14 protein-coding genes and 3 pseudogenes are annotated in these 20,517 nt (G+C 45.5%); 10 read left to right on the forward strand and 7 right to left on the reverse strand.

The genetic code is table 11. The features are described from left to right. Positions 1–397 precede the first annotated feature (397 nt). A complete protein-coding gene (locus tag AM1_RS00395) occupies positions 398–1,936 on the forward strand; it encodes a phosphohexomutase domain-containing protein (RefSeq protein WP_012160792.1) in 1,539 nt (512 codons plus the stop codon). 14 nt (positions 1,937–1,950) lie between these two features. Here the strand turns inward: AM1_RS00395 and AM1_RS00400 are convergent, their stop codons facing one another. Further along, the gene (locus tag AM1_RS00400; protein ID WP_238549127.1) at positions 1,951–2,841 is read right to left on the reverse strand and encodes a preprotein translocase subunit SecD; all 891 of its coding nucleotides are present in this window, start codon (positions 2,839–2,841) and stop codon (positions 1,951–1,953) included. A gap of 113 nt (positions 2,842–2,954) precedes the next feature. Between AM1_RS00400 and AM1_RS00405 the strand changes: the two genes are divergently transcribed. The 3 genes from AM1_RS00405 to AM1_RS00415 all read left to right on the forward strand — a co-directional run bounded on the left by AM1_RS00405 (position 2,955) and on the right by AM1_RS00415 (position 6,411). After that, positions 2,955–4,130, forward strand: a complete 1,176-nt coding sequence (locus tag AM1_RS00405) for an alpha/beta hydrolase (RefSeq protein ID WP_012160794.1) — start codon at positions 2,955–2,957, stop codon at positions 4,128–4,130. A 343-nt stretch (positions 4,131–4,473) separates the two neighbouring features. Further along, positions 4,474–5,811, forward strand: a complete 1,338-nt coding sequence (locus AM1_RS00410) for an FAD-dependent oxidoreductase (RefSeq protein ID WP_012160796.1) — start codon at positions 4,474–4,476, stop codon at positions 5,809–5,811. Between the two features lie 132 nt (positions 5,812–5,943). Beyond that, the gene (locus AM1_RS00415; RefSeq protein ID WP_012160797.1) at positions 5,944–6,411 is read left to right on the forward strand and encodes a HugZ family pyridoxamine 5'-phosphate oxidase; all 468 of its coding nucleotides are present in this window, start codon (positions 5,944–5,946) and stop codon (positions 6,409–6,411) included. 2 nt (positions 6,412–6,413) lie between these two features. Here the strand turns inward: AM1_RS00415 and AM1_RS00420 are convergent, their stop codons facing one another. Beyond that, the gene (locus tag AM1_RS00420; protein WP_012160798.1) at positions 6,414–8,411 is read right to left on the reverse strand and encodes an amylo-alpha-1,6-glucosidase; all 1,998 of its coding nucleotides are present in this window, start codon (positions 8,409–8,411) and stop codon (positions 6,414–6,416) included. 102 nt (positions 8,412–8,513) lie between these two features. After that, entirely contained in the window at positions 8,514–9,281 is a 768-nt protein-coding gene (locus AM1_RS00425; protein WP_041658435.1) for a carbonic anhydrase, read from the reverse strand. 302 nt (positions 9,282–9,583) lie between these two features. Here AM1_RS00425 and AM1_RS40710 point away from each other — a divergent pair. Beyond that, positions 9,584–9,730, forward strand: a pseudogene (locus AM1_RS40710) (IS630-like element ISAcma27 family transposase); the annotation flags it as partial. 42 nt (positions 9,731–9,772) lie between these two features. On the opposite strand, the gene AM1_RS00435 reads toward AM1_RS40710, so the two are convergent. Next, positions 9,773–11,017 carry an ISL3-like element ISAcma10 family transposase gene (locus tag AM1_RS00435; RefSeq protein ID WP_012160803.1) on the reverse strand — a complete coding sequence of 415 codons (1,245 nt, stop codon included), beginning with the start codon at positions 11,015–11,017 and terminating at the stop codon, positions 9,773–9,775. Between the two features lie 100 nt (positions 11,018–11,117). Between AM1_RS00435 and AM1_RS00440 the strand changes: the two are divergent. Beyond that, positions 11,118–11,935 (forward strand): annotated as a pseudogene (locus AM1_RS00440) (IS630-like element ISAcma27 family transposase); the annotation flags it as partial. A 300-nt stretch (positions 11,936–12,235) separates the two neighbouring features. Here the strand turns inward: AM1_RS00440 and AM1_RS00445 are convergent. Further along, positions 12,236–13,204 (reverse strand): IS4-like element ISAcma11 family transposase, encoded by a 969-nt coding sequence (locus tag AM1_RS00445; protein WP_012160807.1) that lies wholly within the window; start codon positions 13,202–13,204, stop codon positions 12,236–12,238. A gap of 126 nt (positions 13,205–13,330) precedes the next feature. On the opposite strand from AM1_RS00445, the gene AM1_RS41940 reads away from it, so the two are divergent. After that, positions 13,331–13,495, forward strand: coding sequence for a hypothetical protein (locus tag AM1_RS41940; protein ID WP_012160808.1), 165 nt, complete (start codon positions 13,331–13,333; stop codon positions 13,493–13,495). Between the two features lie 527 nt (positions 13,496–14,022). Here AM1_RS41940 and AM1_RS00450 read toward each other — a convergent pair. Beyond that, a complete protein-coding gene (locus AM1_RS00450) occupies positions 14,023–14,604 on the reverse strand; it encodes a hypothetical protein (protein ID WP_012160809.1) in 582 nt (193 codons plus the stop codon). Between the two features lie 512 nt (positions 14,605–15,116). Here AM1_RS00450 and AM1_RS00455 point away from each other — a divergent pair. After that, positions 15,117–16,367, forward strand: a complete 1,251-nt coding sequence (locus AM1_RS00455; RefSeq protein WP_012160773.1) for an IS256-like element ISAcma7 family transposase — start codon at positions 15,117–15,119, stop codon at positions 16,365–16,367. Positions 16,368–16,393: 26 nt separating this feature from the next. Here AM1_RS00455 and tnpA read toward each other — a convergent pair. Beyond that, positions 16,394–16,650 (reverse strand): annotated as a pseudogene (tnpA, locus tag AM1_RS42960) (IS200/IS605 family transposase); the annotation flags it as partial. A 176-nt stretch (positions 16,651–16,826) separates the two neighbouring features. On the opposite strand from tnpA, the gene AM1_RS00460 reads away from it, so the two are divergent. Continuing rightward, positions 16,827–19,619, forward strand: a complete 2,793-nt coding sequence (locus tag AM1_RS00460; RefSeq protein ID WP_012160811.1) for a CHAT domain-containing protein — start codon at positions 16,827–16,829, stop codon at positions 19,617–19,619. Positions 19,620–19,913: 294 nt separating this feature from the next. Then, on the forward strand, positions 19,914–20,504 hold the full coding sequence (locus AM1_RS00465) for a DUF4329 domain-containing protein (RefSeq protein WP_012160812.1): 591 nt from the start codon (positions 19,914–19,916) through the stop codon (positions 20,502–20,504). Positions 20,505–20,517: the final 13 nt, after the last annotated feature.

Here is a 20,517-nt window from a genome sequence, read left to right on the forward strand (position 1 = left end):
CTTTTAAAAAATTTTGACGATTTAGGTTTCTTGCTTCAAGTTGAAAAAAAGAAAAAACATAAATTAGCCTTAATCCATCTTCTATTCAATAGAGAAACGCATATTTTTTACTAAATTATTTATAGAAATCAATATATACTGGATCAGTATAAAAAACTTAAAAGCTCCTCCTTAAAATAAGAAGATATATCCCTTTCTGGTATTGCACGGATAAAAATCTAGGGGTTCAAAACCTCTCAAATCTGGGAATCTTGTTTCATGCAGAATTTGAGATCATACTTGCTTCTCTCTCGCTGCCTAAACCTGTTCGTTCTCGACTATTAATCAAAGCTGTATATTTTACGGGGGATCATTTTCTCGGGGCATGATGGGGGTTGTACTGAACTTGCGATCGCATATGACCCTGACCGCATTTAACTGGCCTCAACTTCAGAATGGTTCAGATATTCGAGGCGTTGCATTAGAGGGGGTTGAAGGGGAAGCCGTAAACCTAACCCCAGAGATCGCCCAGATCCTAGGAATGGCTTTTGTCCATTGGCTCTCCCAAACTCTGAATAAATCTACTAGTGAACTAACCGTTGGTGTGGGTCGAGATAGCCGCATTTCTGGCCCCACTTTGATGGACGCTGTTCTGGCCGGAATTACCAAAATGGGGAGTAACGGCTATAACTTTGGGTTAGCCTCCACCCCAGCCATGTTTAAAAGCACGGTTACCGATGGCTTTAACTGTGATGGGGCTATTATGCTAACCGCCAGTCATTTGCCCTTTAATCGCAATGGCCTCAAGTTCTTTACCGCCCAAGGGGGCCTAGGCAAAGGCGATATCACCCAAATCCTCAGTCTGGCTGCTGAGCAGACATTTGAAAAAGCTGCAGATCCGGGTCAGGTGTCTGAGCATAACTTTATTGGCGTGTACGCAGCAGAACTCGTCAGCCAGATTCGCGCAGCCGTTAATCATCCAGATCAGTTTGAGCAACCCTTGCAAGGGCTCCACATTGTGGTCGATGCTGGCAATGGAGCTGGAGGGTTTTATGCGGAGCAAGTCTTAAAGCCCCTGGGAGCAGATATAACGGGCAGTCAATTCTTAGACCCAGATGGCACGTTCCCCAACCATATTCCAAATCCTGAGAACAAAGAAGCAATGGCGGCCATTTGCCAAGCCGTAACAGAACAGCAGGCTGACTTTGGCATTATTTTCGATACAGATGTTGATCGGGCTGCTGCTGTCGATCATTTGGGTCAAGACCTCAATCGCAATCGGCTAATTGCCTTGATCTCTGCTGTGGTATTGAGAGAACATCCGGGCTCCACCATTGTTACGGATTCCATTACCTCCGATGGGCTCTCCCAATTTATTGGAGATGAGTTAGGCGGCGTCCATCATCGGTTTAAGCGGGGCTACAAAAATGTGATCAATGAGTCCGTTCGCTTAAACCAATCTGGTCAAGAATCTTGGTTAGCCATTGAGACCTCCGGTCACGGGGCGATGAAGGAGAACTATTTTCTGGATGATGGGGCTTATTTGATCAGTAAACTGCTTGTCGAACTGGCTAAGTCTAAGATGGCAGGTCGCAACATCACGGACTTGATCGCCAACCTCACAGAACCTCAGGAAAGTGAAGAATATCGCATCAAGATCCAGACGGATGATTTTAAAGCCCATGGCAACTCGGTGATTTCTAAGTTAGAAGAATTTGCTGGTCAACAAACAGACTGGCAGATCGTTCCCAATAACTATGAAGGGATTCGGATCGCCTTAAACTCGCCCTCAGAGCAAGGCTGGTTGTTACTGCGATTATCACTCCACGATCCCGTTTTACCTCTAAATATTGAATCCAATGTAGAGGGAGGTGTGGCCAGTATTTCGGCTAAACTCACTTCCTTTTTCCAAAGTATCGATGGACTGAACTTGCCTCCAGAGCTTATCAGTTCCTAGAAACTGGCAGCTTCCTAGACCTGGGGGGTAGAAGGGCATTGTTCCGTCTGTACAGCTTCTATTTTTAAAACCGTGATCGGTGCAGGCAAGCTACCTTCTTTCAACTGGAAGGCCAAGTTTTTTGCCGTCTCCAAATCAAAGTTGCCAGTAATGACCGCAGCTCCCCCAGAAATCCCTGTTTTAGCAAACTGAGAGGAAACAGTTGCTTCACTTAATAGTTGATCGTCCAGAAAAAAGCCGATGGGTCGCTGGGTACCAGCCATTTTCTGAGTGATTTGCTCAAATTGTTCAGCACCTTGGGCATCAAACCGGAGCGTGACATCCCAAAGATGCCCCACAGAAGCAATCTGGTACGATGCATCAATCAAATTCTTATCGGTTAACACGGGCGGGCCATATAGTTTTTTGTAGATCTGGGCTAGCTGCTTTTCAATTTGACGGAGATCGGATGACTTTGCGTCCAATTTAGGTTGAAGCTCTATCTTTTGAAGTATCAGGGATTCGGTTTGAGGAGTCGTTGGATTGTGTAGACGAAACGTTAAATGAGATCGCTGAGTGATTCGCTGCAAAGCTTGGCGTTGATCCAGCTGACTAGGCAGCTGAATTAAAAATTGATCGGGGGGCAGGGGGATAAAACCAACCGATACCTGTCCCAGATTCAACAATCGCTCCCTTAAAACCGTTTGAACTTGGTCAAAGGCTTGCTCACGAGATATCTTGTCTTCGTAGGCTTCTCCCATTCGAAGCGTAAGTTCAGTGCCTTGAAAGGGGCATAGTTGTGTAGAAGAAACGGTTGGAGGGATAGAAATCGGAAATTGAGACCACAAATCAACGTCAGCACATTGAGTCGCTGTCGTTAATGCGAGCAATGCTGATGCGATTCCGGACTGCAAGCTATAGGGCATAAGCACTCCCATCTCGATTTATCTCTCCATGCTAAATCACCCTAAGATCATTGAACCGATCCCCTTTGGGCATTTTGCCTCATTTCACTTTTAACCTCATTTCAGAGACAACTATGTTCTATCGATTGTTACAACTTCTCATTGGGATCGGGCTATTTCTCAGTCTCTGGATAGTCGTTCCAGCTCCCACATTTTCGTTACTTCCCCTGGGAGTTGGAGCCCCTGAAATTAGTCCAGCGTTAATGGTACTAAATGCGATAGCACTCTTGCTCACGCTGTTTTACCACAGCCGCAAGACCGCCTTTCGGATCATGATGGTAGGAGGCCTGTTGGGATTAGTGTTGAGTAGCTTGCCCCTGATTCAACTTCCTAGGGCCATTCAACAAGCGAATGGGGCAATGCAAACCAACCTAGGCAAAGATTATTTAGCTAAATTATCGCCAGCCCAGCAAGCCCAACTCCGCCCCCATCCTTTTAGTCTTCTCGACTTTATTCGCCAAATCCCCCTGGGAGATATCCGTCAAGATTTGGGGATTCCCTTTGCTCAGCCCGATGGACAGACCCTAAAACTCAATCTTTACCGCCCTCCCCAGCCAGGGCTCTATCCAGGCATTGTTGTGATTTACGGAGGGGCATGGCGGACAGGGAGCCCTAACAGCAACAGCCAATTCAGTCAGTATCTCGCAGCTCGGGGTTACGTCGTTTGGGCCATTTCCTATCGACATGCCCCCCACTACAAATTTCCTGCTCAACTGGAAGATGTGCAAACAGCTCTCACTTTTATCAAAGATCACGCATTGGATTACGAGACAGATCCAAATCGAGTGGCATTATTGGGGCGCTCTGCTGGGGGTCACCTGGCAACATTGGCTGCTTTTAAGAACAGCGATCTTCCTATTCGAGCAGTAGTTAGTTATTACAGTCCTGTCGAATTAGCAAAAAGCTATTATGATCCCCCTTTCCCGGACCCTATTGATGTCAAATCAGTGTTGAGGTCGTTCATTGGAGGTGATCCCAAACAATTTCCTGAGAAATACAGACAAGCCTCACCTATTCATGCCGTCAAGCCCAATCTTCCTCCTACTTTGCTAGTTTATGGAGCGCAAGATCATCTTGTAGAAGTAAAATATGGTCGAAAAATGCTCAAAAAACTTCAATCCGAGAAAAATATAGTTGTCATGCTTGACATTCCATGGGCAGAGCACGCATTTGATGCAGTTTTTAGTGGTGTTAGCAACCAGTTTGCCCTCTACTATACGGAACGTTTTTTAGCTTGGGCGCTACTCTAACAGTTATTGGCATTATCAGCACTTACAATCAATTAGTGCATAGCCAAGAACAAAGTTTGGATTGGATTGTAATCAGTTCAATCCATTAAATGGCAGCGAATAAAAAACCGAAGAAAAGCACTCGTTGGAGCTATTTGGCTGTAATGAATAAAGTTTGGCCATTCTGAGCAAACAAGTTCATCGATTTGCTCCAATGAGTTGTCCAGTATAAGCTAACACTGGGATCAAAAAAATTATAAGCAACAAAACCTCGAAGGATTAAACACAAGCGAGTTATCCATTTCGTCATGCGAAAAAATCATCCAACACCATAAAAATATTGCCATTAAGTCATCATAAGCCTATGGTCAGCAACTCAAAGAAAGATTCAGGGAGTCAGGCGATTGTTCTAGGTGGAAGCATTGCTGGTCTTCTCAGTGCGCGCGTTTTGTCAGAGTATTTTGATCAAGTTATTGTTATTGAAGCTGATCAACTCCCTATAAGTCCTTTTCCTCGACCCGGCGTTGCGCAGTCTATCCATCCTCATATTCTGTTTGCCAAAGGATACCGAATCCTTCAAAAACTTTATCCCACAATTGAAGGTGAATTGATTTCTAAAGGTGGAGTAAAAATTAATTGGGCTGCAGATTTACACCTTTTTTTAAATGGAAAGTGGTTTACTCAAGCCCATGAAGAAACTGAGTTTACCTCTTTTTCTTGTAGTCGCCCCCTTTTAGAGTGGGCGATTCGAAAATTAACATTTTCGATTAGTAATATCAAACTACTGGAAAAGCATCGAGCCACTGGACTCCTTGCAGATCCCAGCGCTGGTATTGTTACTGGTGTAGAAGTTAATGATGGTCAGGTTACTGTACCCATTCTGGGCCAGTTGGTGATTGATGCTAGTGGTCATAAATCCAGACTGCCTCAGTGGTTAGATAAGGCAGGTTTCCAGAAACCCTCCGAGACTGTTATTGATCCTTTTTTAGGCTACGCTACCCGACTATATGAGCAACCCAAGGACTTTCATGTTGATTGGCAAGTATTGTCAATTTCTCATACCCCACCTCACAATCCCCGCCGAGGCTACATTGCATTTATTGAGAATGATCAGTGGCTAACAACACTTGGAGGATTTGGAGGTGAATTTCCTCCAAATGATGATCAAGGTTATATAGACTATGCAAAAACTTTGGCGAGTGACAAATTCTATCAGGCCATCAAGCTTGCTAAGCCTGCATCTGAGATTTATTTGTATAGAGCAAATTCCAATCGGTTAAGACATTATGAGAACACTCCTCTTCCCCAAAATTTGATTGCATTAGGCGATTCTGTCTGTTCCCTCTGTCCAGTCTATGGCCAAGGTATGACCCTTAGCGCAGAAGCTTCGTTAGTCTTAAAAGGTTGGCTTGAGCAATCTCGAGGGAAAGATTTGTGTAGTTCTAAATTTCAAAAAAAGCTTGCAAAGTCTAACACTCTCGCCTGGATGTATGCAACATCTCAAGATTCTCGTTTTCTAAGTACCAAAAATAGAATTGCTCCAAGTGGACTTAGTAAGTTTATTGCCAAATACAACGAACGTCTTCTTGAAAAGGCATCTGAAGATCCACGTTTGTATACATTGTTCCTAGAAGTTATCCACCAGCTGAAATCACCATTTGCTGTTATCAACCCTTGGGTTGCATATCAGATTTTCCGTTGAGTAAGCCTTTTACTTCCCATGTTGGAGTCTCATAAAAAAACCGGAGTCAAAAAAGGTAGTCTCTCTTCATAGTTATTTACTGCTTTTGTGCCTAAGATGAAGGTTGGATTGCACACAACGGGAGGTGGCCCCATGTCTACAGAAGCAACAGCAGTCAAGAAACTCATTGAACAACAGAGCTTTGGTGTCCTGTCTACAACATCAGTAGCTGTGGAAGGTTTTCCCTTTGGGTCTGTCACCCCCTATAGCTTGACGGAATCCTATCATCCTCTAATTTTTATCAGCAATTTAGCCCAACACACTAAAAACATCATTAATGATAATCGCGTCTCTCTAATCATCCTGGAAAATTTGCAGGATGGGTCCGAGGATCCACAAAAGCATGGACGTGCCAGTATTCTGGGACGAGCAACACCATTAGAAACAACGGGCGCTGAGAACGAAGCGAAGTACCAACGCTATTTTCAGCGGTTTCCTGAGTCTGAAGGATATCAGAACACCCATGGCTTTCAGCTCTATGAGATTACGCCGGTGCGGATTCGCTTTATTGGTGGGTTTGGAAAGATTTTCTGGTTAGAGCCTGAGCAATTGACCGCATAAAATTAGTATTGCTGCTGGGAAATATCCATCCAGGCCCTCAGAATTTCGGCAACGGACCAAGCTTGGGTGAAACAGCCTCGGGGATAAAACGGTGGGTCGCCATCAAAAATTTCACTAATACTGCCCAAACCGTGGGTCTGAAGATGATTGGCAATGGGGTTCAGCAAGGATAGGGCTTGTTGAGGGTTTTTATAGACTCGGTAATGAGCTTGAACGTAGGGTCCTAAGAGCCAACCCCATACGGTCCCTTGATGATATCGACTATCTCGTTTCACTTGATCCCCCCCATAAGTTCCTTGGTATTGAGGATCGTCCGGGGAGAGGGACCGCAACCCATAAGATGTGAGTAAATAGCGTCCACAGGTCTCAACCACCGCCTGTTGCTGCTCATCTGTTAGCAACGCCGGATGATCTGCTGCTCCCGAGACAAGAGGGAGCGATACGGCAAAGATTTGATTGGGTCGCAAGGTGAGGTCATCTCCCTGGGGACCATCAATTACATCGGCACAGTAGCCTTGGGAAGGCTGCCAAAATCTTTGGAACCCTTCCACCATGAGTTGAGCCATGTCTCGATAAACCTGTTGGGGCTGGCCGAGCTGTTGAGCAAACCGTTCCATACTTCGCAGGGCGTTATACCATAGCGCATTAATTTCAATGGGTTTTCCCATTCTTGGAGTGACCACCCAATCCCCAATTTTGGCATCCATCCAGGTCAGTTGTGCCCCCTCCTCCCCGGCATAGAGCAGCCCATCTGTATCCACATGGATTTGGTAGCGCGTTCCTTGCCGATGCCAATCAATCACCCTTACCAACACTGGGAATAACTCTTCCAGTAGTTCATTATCTTGGATCGCCACAGTGTAGATGCGGATGGCTTCAAAGTACCAGAGAATCGCATCAACGGTATTGTAATCCGGTAGCTTTCCCACCTCTGGAAAGACATTAGGTAGCATCCCCTGATTTAGATACCGGGCAAAGGTGCGAATGATTGTTCGGGCGATTCGAGGTCTCCCCGTCGAAATCGTGAGGCCAGGGAGGCTAATCATGGTATCTCGCCCCCAATCCCCAAACCAGGGATAGCCTGCAATTATCGTTTTTCCCTCGGGTTCTTCAGCTAAGGGTCGATTCACAATAAACTGATCAGCCGCTAAGGCTAATTGCTGAATCCATTGGGGCATTGGGGATGCGGGGACGTCCAGCTCCCCGCGAATCATTTCCTCATAAAAGCGGCGCTCCAGTAAGGCGGTAGCTCCATCTAAATTGGCCTGAGGTAGAGTACTGGCAACCACCGTCAGGCTATCACCGGGGTTAAGAACGACCTCTAAAGTGGTGATGTGTAGATGATTATCTTGATCATCTAATCCTCGGTATTGCTCAAGCCCCAGTTCAAACCCTTGATACCACTGGTGTTGCGTAACTAAGCCTCCCTGGCTGACCAATAAATAAAAGGGGGTCGCCGTATCATTCGCCTTAATTCGAATGCCCTGGGCAACGGACTGAGTCTGCATTTGCCATTGATGGGAATGGGTTTGACTATGGTGATCCCGATAATTAATTAAGGCTTTAACAGATAAGGCAACGGGACCACTACCCCGCTGAAGCTGATAGTAGATATAGGTCGTATTCTCGCCCTGCTGCATCCACACCCTTTTTTCCAGTAGAGCATCTGCCAGGGCATAGGACCAACAAGGCACCGTTCCTTCTAACTCAAATTTCTCCAAATAGCGATAGCCTTGGGGGGTTACACTCCCATCTGCCCATTGATTTGTAGAGAGTTCAAACAGCTCACCGTTATAAAGAGCCGTTTCCTCCAGTTTGGAGAGTAAGAGGGTTCGCTCCAATGGCGGATTCAAGGCTGCAATGAGCAACCCATGATATCGCCGGGTAAGCAGGCCCGCCACGGTTCCAGCGGCATATCCGCCGATCCCATTGGTCACGAGCCATTCCCGGGTGGAGGCGATTTGGAGTTCGCTCGTAATCTCTCGCCCTAACTGGATCATTCTTTGTCCCCCTTTTGAAGCGATTCATCTTAATTACAGAGATGGTGCTTATTGTTCCGTTAGCTTAGGGACATTTCCGTTAGGTTGGTTGAGGATGTTCAATTAACTTAAAGAATCAGAAAACTGAATGGATCGGTTATTGAGAGCTTGAACTGGTCTAGCATTTGCGTGAAACTGGGACTTAAAGGTACTGATTTGCTGGCGAGAGGCTTGAATGGGTTGCTTAAGGATGGCCCAATTGACGGACTCACTACAGGGGGGAGTCGTCAGGGATCCTTGGTAATGGTAAAAACTGCGATCGCGGGGCAGTAGCGAACGAACGTCAATCTCTAAATTAGGTGCATTCTCTTCTTCCACCGCAGGCATATTCTCCCAAATCTCATCCAATAAGGGATTAGCAGCCCCTGGCTGAATCATGACCCCCAGCACCGCTAACTCATCTGCTGCATTTTTATGCACCAGGTGCATTTCCATGGCGCTGGATTTATTGTTAATCCGGTGTTCACTCGGAGCGTGGAAATGAAACTGGACTAATTCATAGGTTTGATTATTCACGGTTAGGGTATTCCCGGCGGCGTAGTTTACGGTTACTGTGCGCCCATTATTGACTTCATCCAATGGAGAAGCGTGATAGTCCACATTTAAGGTTTCGTGATTGCTGCTGAGATCTTGCGATCGCAAGTTGATCGGTGACTGTGACTGCCCCGTTGCACAGAGGGAATAATCGGACTGTAATTCTGACCAATGCCCGGGATCAGATGTGCCTTCATAGCTCCAGATCGGTGTTGCGATCGCAGGTATTGCCAATAGCATCCAAGCTAGACAAATCAAACTGATGAGACGAGGAAAAAACTTGTTGAAGTGGTGCATAGTACGTAGAGGGTAATGCAAGCTTTTTTGACTCTAAATCAATCATTGCCCCTAAAGAATCAAGATTTCTTAACCTCCTTAGTTCTATTTGAAAAGCCATTCTGGTCAGATCAATTTGCAACTCACAGATCTAAGCAAAAAACTTGAAATAATCAGTTCTGTGGCCTAAATCAAAGACTAAACTTAAAAAACTGTTAACTGTACATCAAAATATACTCTATAAGTAGCTCAACCTTGTTCAAAAGCTCAATTAGATGAAGTTGAATGAATCTACCCACACTATCGTTTAGGAGATTGTGAGGATGGGTGCCCGATTACGTACTTTATTGAATAGCTCAGAAGAACAGACCTTATTTGAACTGAGGACAGCAACAACAGTCCCCCAACGGGTCAAAGATCGAGCCGCAATGATTCGATTGAGTCATCAGGGGATGTATGTAGAGAAAATTGGGCTCTCCGGGAATTAGCGTGGTAGCCGCTAGATATAGTGTTTAGGTCACAGCGAATGTCTGATACCCATTGAGGTCAAGAGAAATCCTTTGGAAGAGTCTTTCAATATCGAAAATACCGTAGCATCGTCTTTTTAAGACTTTGACTCGGTTATTAAATCCTTCCACAAAACCACTGGTCCACCCCTCCAGGAAATAGTTGGTCATCTCGTCCATCCAATTATTGATAGTGGTCAGAAAACAATCGAATTCCTTGATGTCACTCTTGAGTACTTGTTTACACCAAGCACGGATGGCACATTTAGCTCCGTGCTTGGTGTACCTGCCCTCAAATATCTGCGTGAGTTTCTCTCGGAGGTTGTACGCCTGTTTCAGTTGTGGAGAATAAGCAAACAATCGCTCAAGGAGTTGTTGCTCTGACTCTTTCAGATTCTCTGGTCGTTTTCTAAAAGGCCACATCGCGCCTTTGATGCTGTCATACTCTTGCTTAGAGAGCTCTCGTCGTAGACGTTTGACCTCACGTTTACGAACCGTATCAGCACAATTACGATAGGCTTTGGTCACATGAAAGCGGTCAATGACAATTTTGGCTTGCGGCAATTGTTCTCGGACTGCACTGACAAATCCTTGGTACATGTCCGTACAGACGCGCTCAATGGTTTGGCGTAAATCAATGGGAATCGATTGAAGGAAATTTGCCACTGTCTGCTGTTTACGGTCGGCTAGAACTGCCAATATATCCACCCCATCCGTCGTAGGAATCGTGATCAAAACCACAAAATCACGATGGCCTCGTTTGAGAGAAATCTCATCCATCCCCATAACTTTGAGGTCTGCATATTCGCTCCAGTCAACTTGAGCGGCAATCCAACGATCAATGATTCCACTGACGATATCCTCACTAACGCCTAGTTTTCTGGCAACATCTGAGACCGTTGAATTGATCAAGATTCGCAGAAGCCAACGCTCATATGCTTTTGTATTGGGACTGCGAGGTTCGTGCCATTCTAAATGTTGAGTTGTTGTGGGATGGTCATCGCAATACTTGCATCGATAACGCTTGGGCCGAATTTCTAAGTAAACGGGGACTTCAAATAATGGCAGGTGACGAATCCGAAAAGGCTGATCATGACAATGGAGGTCAGTAATCTCACGTCCGCATTGATGACAGGTTGTTCCTTGAAGCGTACTCTCAATCTTGATGAGCCAATCCCCTCTCTCAGTCTTCGATAGCTCTAGAACTCGAATATCAGGAAGGTTGAGCGGGATGCGAATTGAGTTATCCATTACGCCATTGCTCTGAAGTACTACCTCAGATCATTCCATAGGGATGAAAAAGGAAACACACTAAATGTAGGACTGCTACACGCTAATTCCCAGAGAGCCGAAAATTGCAGCACTATTCCAGTGTAATGTTTGGACCGTTCGCCAAACCCTTCATCGCTGGCAACAGAAGGGATTAGGAAGGCTATGGGATGCACCACATCCGGGTGCTCAGCGACGGTGGCACCCCGAGGATATCGAGTATCTTGAAACCTGTTTGCGTCAGGAAGAACGCACCTACAATAGCCAACAACTGTCCCAGAAACTGGCGAAGGAGCGTAACGTTCACTTAAGTGCAGACCGCATCCGGCAGATTCTCAAAAAAAGGGGGTGATCTGGAAACGAACTCGTCATAGTCACCGCAATAAGCAAGACCCCGTTAAGAAAGCTATCAAACTCGCTGATTTAGAGATGTTGCAGTGGGCAGCAGCGAGTGGAGAGATTGAGTTGTATTACCTGGATGAGTCTGGTTTTTGCCTATGGATGCCCGTGGAATATAGCTATTTCTTCAAGGGAGAGCAAAAGCGGATGGAACAGACTAAACGTAGGGGAAGACGTATCAGTATTTTGGGGCTTCTCCAACCGTTGACGACCTTTGTTTATGGGCTAGTTGTCGGCAGTTTTAATGCCGACCGTTACATCAAAATAATGGATGAACAAGCATGCCAGGCCCAACAACAACTGGATAAAACTGGACGAATTCGGGTCATCGTTCAAGACAATGGCTCTAGTCATACTTGCAACAAAGCGAAGCAAAAATGGACACAGTGGCAAACCCAAGGGCTCTATTTGTTCTTTCTGCCCAAATACTGTTCACAGATGAATCCGAGAAACAGAGTGGCACCAGCTCAAAGCGCACCAATTGAGGGGGCAAATGTTTGAGCATGAGCTGGATTTAGCCTATGCGGTGATGGATGGCGTGAAGGCTAGAGCGCAAGCGGGAAACTATGAAGTAGAACGATTTAGATTCCCATCACGGCTCGCTGCTTCATGAGCCTTTACGTGCAGACAATTTTTAAGGCTTGGCTACTTAGCTGATAGTCAATGTCAAACCAACAAAAAATCGTTGCAAACGTTTGTAATTTGATTCCGATTGGGCTGTCTCTTCAAAATCCAGAGCAAATTCGCTCAAAATTAACAGTTTTGACTTTGAATAATCCTAGTACAATACTCCGGACAGTTTTAATGGTCGATAGCTCCGTACTTAAGGAGTTTCTGGTAGTTGATGTGGGATTTAATCAAAGTTGGGTCCAACTCAAACATGTCAATAAATAACTCGAGCAGATGCTCATTGAGCGCCCAACGTTTGAACGATGCTATCGAGAAACGACTGGGCTCCGCTTTTTGACAGTCACGTCTCCAGGCTGCCTTAGCCAAGTTGAGCGCCAATAGGCTGGCATTGACATGTGAATCTAGGGCATTGGCATTACGCACTTGACAATGCGTCAGCCCTGTAAACAGTCGAGCATCCCGAAAAATAAACTCAATTTGGAACCGGGCACTGTAATAGCGATAAATATCATACGGATCTATGTCTAAGTCCGTTGAGAACAAAACGGCATAGCTGTGTTTGCCGTCTTTATGTCCGCACACATAGGCCATTCGAATCGCCCGCTTGAGTGAAACAGACCACACCACAGCCATATACAACTGGTCTCCCGATTCAAGTTCACAGACAAACGTCAAGTTGCTCGGGTCTGCTAATTCGACCTTGGCTGCATATCGACGACGACGCCCTTGGCGCTTTTGCGGACCGCGATAGAGAAACTTGAGATTGGCATCGCAGCGGAGCTTACCAATGGCATGTCGGTTGATTTGCACAACCGCATTGATCCACTTTCGTTTACTGTAAAATCCATCAGCAACGATATAGCACACACGCTCAGGCAAATAGGAGTCACACTCAACGAGATGCCCCACGTAAAAATCAACTCGGCTAGTGGGAGATGGGCTGTCCTTGGCTAGTCTGGAGGGCTCAGGGGGCTTGGCTTGTAATCCAGCTTCGGTCTGTTGAGCTGAGAGGGTATATCCGGTGTGTTGAGCCAGGTCAATAATAGCAATGACAGACCACTCAATCCCCCGTTCTGCACGTTGGGTTTTACCGTTGAAGAACCAATCTACTCCATGGGTGTAGTGACCACTTTTCTCCACAAAGGTACAGTCGACGGCTGCAATTTGCTCACTCTCTGGAGCTGCGACTTCTTCAATAAGAGCGCTGTTAAGAGGCTCCAGACTCAGACCCGCATTAAACTGCCGCCGATAGGTTTTCTCGCATAAATGGCTATAACGGCTGAGGTTTGTTTAGTTGACTTTGCCACAAACGACGAAAATCGCCGTCATCAGGCTCAGCAAAAACGTCTGTTGGGGTTTGCGAAATGGCCTGCTGATTGCAGCAGACCCATTAGAATTGCTTTAAGGGTATCCATCGGTGCAGTCTATTAAAGGATAACTCCACTCTACACGGTGGATGCTTTTCTTCTCACCAGCTACTACAAAACTGTCCGGAGTATTGCTAGTAGGAATTAAGGCCAAAATAGATAAGCAGTCACCATGCCAGTTCAGGTGAGATTGGAGAGCACTTTTAAGTTCGCTATATTAAGTCATGGGGGTTCTATGGACTGTGGTAATTCGGTTAACCCTCTACTTCTATATACATTTTAATCTTTTTGTCTTATGCCAGTCTAACAAAAACAGTAACCAACACAACAGATAATTACAAATTCAAAGAGCACAATACGACTACAACAAGAATAAGTAAATTAATAATTGTATTTGAGACAAGCAATTATTAATTTACTTATTCTTAATATTAATATACTGAATTATTTAGGAACATAATCCTATATTAGACCTCTTGCAATATTCGTTTCGTGATGTGCTATTTACGCAAAAAATGTCGCGATCTGACTCGAATTTTAAGTCCTCTACCATATCGTTAGTTGAATTATGCAAGAGGTCTATTATAGCTATCAACGTCTTGCACGAAAGCGGACATAAAATTGATGCCAGTTGGGAAGGTTGACTTTTTTTTCAACTTTTGCTGTGTAAGGACATATAGAAAGTTTTCGCCAGCCACATCTTCTAGTACGAGGTTCATGATAAACAACTCTTTTCCAACGGTCATAGGTTGCAAAGCCAGCATCTAAGTCAAGATTTTTATAAAAAATAACTTTCTTTTCGCGTAGAGACTGTACTAACATTTGCTTGAAGAATTGCTTTGAGATATCAGGAAAATTTTGGTTGATTTTCACCCAGTTTTGCTCTACTTTTCCATTAAACCACTTCAAGAAAGGTCCTGGATTTTCTGCAGCAACTGATGTACTAATTGCTCCAAGACCTTCTACCCAGTCTCCTTCAGTGAAGTTATGCCCCCACACCACTTGCCAACCTTGACTTAATTTAGATCTAACTTTATTACGATTACTTGATTCTGCAAATGCTTTAGCTTCTTGTATTGTAATTGTATTTTTAGATATTTTAGGCTCAATACCTGAAGCAAATGATACACCCAAAGTCAAACAAGCAAAGCTAGTCAATAAATATTTATTCATTAGAATCTCCTTTACATTCAAATCAAACTCAATAGACTTTTGATTCAATAAATTAAATTTTCCAGAAAACTTCTAACTTTAATACAGATATCTTTCGATAATTATCAGTAAAATATTAAACAATTCAATCTATCTTTGTCAGTGCAAAAAAGTGACTACTAGTGACTCCTTTATAGGAATAAGTTGAATTACAGCGAGAGCATATCAACCTTTAAATAGAAAAAAGAACAAGCGGCTCAAGAGAAAACGGTCTTTGTTCCGGTTGCAACCTGGTGGGTCATTGAGCATTCAAATATTTGGGTAGAGCATTGTAAAAGCCTGACTAAGAACTTTGACCGAACAATTGTGAATTCAAAAGTAAAAATGGACTTGTGCTTCGTCAGGCTTATGCTGAAGAGACTTGCGGCTAGTTCTTAAGATTTCAAATAGGTTCTATAAAATCGCACTTTTGCGGGACTGTTCAGAGTTTTGTGTAAGCGGTCTAGGATCCAAACACATCAGGAGACCGTACGATGTCTAGAAAGAAAAAAGCTCCCAATCGAGTCGATGAACTGTTAGATGAACTCATCGGAGAGAACCCTCAACCGGAAGATATTCTGGGCGAATCAGGACTGCTTAAACGACTCAGCAAACGCCTAGTGGAACGAGCCCTTGCAGGTGAATTGACTCATCACCTGCAGCAATCCTCCAACGATCAGTCAGGTGATGAGAATTCTAATGGCCCCAGAAATAGTCGCAATGGTTACTCGAAAAAGACCGTCCAGTCTGAACAAGGAGAGATGGACCTATCGATTCCTCGTGACCGTTGCGGCGAGTTTGAGCCTGTCCTGGTGCCTAAAGGCCAGCGACGCATCGCAGGGCTCGATGAGAAAATCATCGCCTTATATGCTCGGGGCATGACCACCCGTGATATTCGAGCCCAATTGGTGGAGCTGTATGGGGCCAATATCTCTGAAGCTCTGATTAGTGACGTCACCAATAGCGTCATGGAAGAGGTCAAAGACTGGCGTTCAAGGCCGCTGGATGAGGTGTATCCGATTGTCTATCTTGATGCGCTGTATGTGAACATCAAAGTCAATGGTCAAGTCAGCAAGCGAGCTGTCTATGTCGCTTTGGCAGTGACTGTGGAGGGCAACAAGGAACTGTTGGGATTATGGATAGGAGCCGCTGAACGAGAGGGAGCAAAATTCTGGCTTTCGGTGCTCACAGACCTTAAAAATCGAGGAACTCAGGATATCTTGATTGCTTGCTGTGATGGACTCAAAGGTTTTCCTCAAGCGATTGAGTCGGTCTACCCTCAGACCCAGGTGCAGGTTTGTATTGTCCATCTTATTCGTAATAGCCTTCGCCATGTGCCGTGGAAGGAAAGTCGAGCCGTAGCTGCAGACCTCAAGCCCATTTACCAAGCGGCCACTTTGGAAGAGTCTGAGGCTGCGTTGGATGCATTTGCCCATAAATGGGACGAGACGTATCCTGGCATTAGCCAAATCTGGATACGACATTGGGATAATGTTGCCCCGTTGTTTCAATACCCAATGGCCATCCGTAAGGTTATCTACACCACCAATGCCATTGAGTCGCTCAACCGCTCACTGAGAAAGGTGATTAAGACCAAAGCGGTTTTCCCTAATGAAGAGTCTGTCTACAAATTGATGTTTCTAGCGATGAGGAATATTTCGAAGCGATGGACCAGACCAATTCTGAATTGGAAGGCGGCGCTGTCCCATTTTGCTATTCTGTTCCCAACACGATTCAACTATTGAATACACTGCTGCTTACACAAAAATCTAAACACTCTCCTTTTGCCTTTGATATAACCCATCACATTTAATACAGAGTATTTCGGCGGAATACTAATCAACATATGAACATGGCCCGGTATCAGGAAGCCTTTTCTATCACACTCTCTTGGTGACGGGCCAGTTCATGAATATTTCCCCAACTAGCACCTGAGTTACTATATATGCACTTCTGGCAATATTTTGGAATAAACACCACACGATACTTGCATTCCCACTCAGTATGAAATAGTTTGTGGTATGTTATTTCGTCTCCTTTGCATTGACATAGAAGAAGACTTTTCTGCCGAAGTATAGGTCAAGCCTGACGAGTCCTTCTCCCAAAGCTCAGGCTTAGAAGTGATAGTTATATTACACATGAGATACAAAAACTCTCGAAGAGTCGGGCATCCTAAATGAACTGACTATGGGGGATCCGAATCTATGCATCGGTTTTATCGCTGGGCTCATTGGCCAACACTGTCTAGCTTGCTAATCCTTGGGCTTTCTTGCTATCCCCTATCATTGGCCTCAGCGGCCCCTACAGATTCCCAGCAATTCGCAGACTGGTGTAATAACAGTGCTCAACTCAAACCCAGTCAGAGGGCAACGATTTCTGCCCTACTCAAACAACTAGACACCACAGATTGCCAGCAGGCTGAACAACTGCTGAAGGCCAATCCAGGACTTAGCTTACAAGGTCAGGAGATATCTGACCTGAGCCCATTAGCTACCCTGCCCCATTTAACCAATCTCAATCTAACGGACAACCAAATCAAGGATCTCAGCCCCTTAAGTCACTTACCCAATCTGAATTTCCTCCTGGCAGGTCGCAATCAAATTGAAGATGTATCCCCCCTAGCGAAGCTCCCTAATCTTAGTTATGTGGTTCTAGATCTAAACCAAATTAAAGATGTGAGCATGTTAAAGCCACTACAGAAGCTCACCGCCCTCAATGTTTTATCGAATCCAATCCAGAAAAAACTGTGTCCAGTTGCGCCTAGTAGCATCTGCTTGTTTAGTGATGAGGCTCAAGATCAATTTGCAGCTGCTGAGCAACAATACCAACAAGGCAACTTACGATTAGCCTTACAGAGTTTTCAAACCCTACAAAGCACATATCAGCAAAATAGCGATCGCCACAAACTAGGGGACACCCTTAACCGCTTAGGTGATATTCATCAGCAGTTGGGCAATTATCCCAAAGCTCTAACAACCTACGAACAAGCCTTTCAGCTCCGACAAGAGATTACCGATGAATCAGGAATCGTTGTTTCTCTGACCAGTCTAGCTTCCGTTTATGAACGATTAGCCCTCTATGCTAAAGCTCAAGATCTACTCCAACAAGCATCAGTTTCCCTGCGTAATCAAAACCCTTTTCGGCTAGATGGGGGAGGTGTATATGAACATGCTAAGGAAGAAGCATTGCTCTATGGTTGGCAAGCCCGGCTGTTTATTCGTCAAGGACAACAGGCCAAAGCAATAAAAGCCCTAGATAAAGCTCAAGGTTTGTTCGACAACATTCCACCCGCCTTTCCGAATAAGCGTTTTCATGAACGCCTAATTAGGGAAACGCGAGGAGCAGCTCTACTTGGACTTGGACAAACGGATGCAGCTCTAACGGTGTTGCAGTCCGCTTTAGAAGTGGCCACAGAAATTGAGGATCAGGCGGGAATGGCATCCACCCTCAATCTGTTAGGTAAAGCCTACCGTCAAAAGGGAAATGAAAAACAAGCCCTCAAGGTTTTTCGGCAAGCCCTATCGATTCATCAAAGCATTGAGAATCAACCAGGAGTGGGACTGACTCAACACAATATGGGAGAAACTTGGCTCCAATCAAAAGATTATGCCAAAGCCAGTAAGGCTTTAGCAAAGGCGGTTGACATTTGGGAGTCGCTGCGTCCAGGTTTAACGGATGCCAACAAAGTCTCTTTGTTTGAAACTCAGGTGATTACCTACTCCTATTTACAAACTGCGTTAATTGCCTTGGAAAAGCCTGATCAAGCCCTGGAAGTTGCTGAACGAGGCCGCGCCCGGGCCTTTGTTGAGTTACTGGCGTCTCGCATTGGCGCTGACTCCTCCAGTCAATTCCAGCAGCCTAACCCACCTACGATTGATCAAATTCGCAATATTGCTCGCAGTCAAAAAGCCACTTTAGTGGAATATTCTCTGCTGCCAGAACAACTCCTAATTTGGGTGATCACGCCAGATGGGTTAGTCTCTTTGCGACCAGTGGATCTGAAGGAGTTATCGGAACAATCCCAGCAATCCCTCCCTCAAATGGTGGCTGAAGCTAGACAAGCGATGGAAATGGGGGCTGGTACAGATGTGATGTCTCTTTCATTGGACGGTCTTCCCGTGGCTCAGTCCCCTGATCATTTGAGGCAGCTTCATCAGATTTTAATTGATCCGATCGCAGACTTGCTACCGAAAAATCCTGATGAGCGAGTCATCTTTATTCCCTATCGTGAGCTATTTATGGTGCCCTTCCCTGCCCTTGAAGGAGAAGACGGCCCTTTGATCGCCCGCCATACCATGCTCACAGCTCCTTCAATCCAACTGTTGCATTATACAAAACAGCGACGACAGCAGTTACAACAGAGTCCTCAAAAAGCACTGGTAGTCGGCAACCCAGACATGCCCCATATCTCACCTGGCGTGGATCTACCTGCTGAACCCCTACTACCCTTACCAGGGGCTGAGCAGGAAGCAGTTAAGATTGCCTCACTTCTGGACACATCAGCCCTAACTGGATCGGATGCAACTGAAGCCTTGGTGACCGAACGGATGGCTAAGGCACCTGTGATTCATCTGGCGACCCACGGTCTTTTAGAGGAACTGAAGCATTTAGGATTTAGTATCCCAGGTGCGATCGCACTCACCCCTTCTGCCAAACTAAACGACGGCCTCCTCACCACATCAGAAATTCTCAATCTTGATCTCCAAGCAGAACTTGTTGTTCTAAGCGCCTGTAATACCGGAGTGGGGACCATTACTGGAGACGGAGTGATCGGCTTATCTCGAGCATTGATGGCTTCAGGTGCTCCCAGCTTAATCGTGTCTCTATGGGCCGTTCCCGATGCTCCAACCGCTAACCTCATGACCGAATTCTATACCCGCTGGCAACAAAATCCGGATAAAGCCCAAGCCCTTCGCCATGCCATGTTAAAAACCCGTGAACAGCACCCTGACCCTAGAGATTGGGCGGCCTTCTCCCTGATGGGACAAGCTGAATAATCTGCCGAAAGGCTCTTTCTCTACGAGTGAATAGGGGATGCCGCTTGGCCTTCTTCAGCAACTACAATGATTGGGTGTTGATTCAGACCAGTACGTGCAATGAGACACCAATCTAAACCTGAATTACTTCCTGAATTAACCTGAAGTTTTCAGGATTTTTTCTGCCATTTGACTTTGGGATAGTGGGCTTAATCGCGAAGCACACCAATCCAGGCAATCCCGACCTGCAAAACGATGCAAACCAGGAGAGCCAATAAAACTTCGCTCTATTCCAAGCCAAATAGGAGCAGCACAATGACTCAACAACTGAAGCGACGAGCCAAATTTGTAGGACTATTAAGCACAACACTCCTAGTTCTGACCTCACCCATCGCCTCAGCCCAACGCTATCAACCTTCCAACAGTGAGCTAGAAGAACTCCATGAGGTTGCGGCTGATCATTTAGACATGGTCCAAGCCATTTCCATCAGAGAAGGGGTTGAATACTGCGGGTTTTTCGGATTTTACCCAGGTGGACCATTTGCTGGGACTTCCCCCAGACGGGGGCGAGCCGATAGTTGCGAACCGAATAATCCACCTCCCGGTTTCACTGTACTTGCCTCATACCATACACATGGGTCCTATACCATGGATGCCGATACGGAGGTTCCTTCAGTAGATGACTTACAGGCTGATATCCAAGAACAAATTTATGGATATGTTGCCACACCTGCAGGGCGAGTTTGGTTTAATAACCCCGAACGGCGTGAATCAGTCATGTTATTCGGTCCAGGCAGCGTAGTTAGTGATCCAAACTATCGAGAATGTCGGAATTTTGCTCCCAGAGCGCAATATACATTACCTCAACTCAGACAACGAGCTGTGAATGACCCAGGCGGATGCTAATGTCAGTCCCCTA

Origin of the sequence: Acaryochloris marina MBIC11017 (assembly GCF_000018105.1) — a bacterium.
Lineage (GTDB): Bacteria > Cyanobacteriota > Cyanobacteriia > Thermosynechococcales > Thermosynechococcaceae > Acaryochloris > Acaryochloris marina.

Bases quoted from the DNA above. Each gene is read 5' to 3' on its own strand.
- AM1_RS00395 (WP_012160792.1), top strand. From the start codon at position 398: ATGACCCTGACCGCATTTAACTGGCCTCAACTTCAGAATGGTTCAGAT.
- AM1_RS00400 (WP_238549127.1), bottom strand. From the start codon at position 2,841: ATGCCCTATAGCTTGCAGTCCGGAATCGCATCAGCATTGCTCGCATTA.
- AM1_RS00405 (WP_012160794.1), top strand. From the start codon at position 2,955: ATGTTCTATCGATTGTTACAACTTCTCATTGGGATCGGGCTATTTCTC.
- AM1_RS00410 (WP_012160796.1), top strand. From the start codon at position 4,474: ATGGTCAGCAACTCAAAGAAAGATTCAGGGAGTCAGGCGATTGTTCTA.
- AM1_RS00415 (WP_012160797.1), top strand. From the start codon at position 5,944: ATGTCTACAGAAGCAACAGCAGTCAAGAAACTCATTGAACAACAGAGC.
- AM1_RS00420 (WP_012160798.1), bottom strand. From the start codon at position 8,411: ATGATCCAGTTAGGGCGAGAGATTACGAGCGAACTCCAAATCGCCTCC.
- AM1_RS00425 (WP_041658435.1), bottom strand. From the start codon at position 9,281: ATGCACCACTTCAACAAGTTTTTTCCTCGTCTCATCAGTTTGATTTGT.
- AM1_RS00435 (WP_012160803.1), bottom strand. From the start codon at position 11,017: ATGGATAACTCAATTCGCATCCCGCTCAACCTTCCTGATATTCGAGTT.
- AM1_RS41940 (WP_012160808.1), top strand. From the start codon at position 13,331: ATGGCTATAACGGCTGAGGTTTGTTTAGTTGACTTTGCCACAAACGAC.
- AM1_RS00450 (WP_012160809.1), bottom strand. From the start codon at position 14,604: ATGAATAAATATTTATTGACTAGCTTTGCTTGTTTGACTTTGGGTGTA.
- AM1_RS00455 (WP_012160773.1), top strand. From the start codon at position 15,117: ATGTCTAGAAAGAAAAAAGCTCCCAATCGAGTCGATGAACTGTTAGAT.
- AM1_RS00460 (WP_012160811.1), top strand. From the start codon at position 16,827: ATGCATCGGTTTTATCGCTGGGCTCATTGGCCAACACTGTCTAGCTTG.
- AM1_RS00465 (WP_012160812.1), top strand. From the start codon at position 19,914: ATGACTCAACAACTGAAGCGACGAGCCAAATTTGTAGGACTATTAAGC.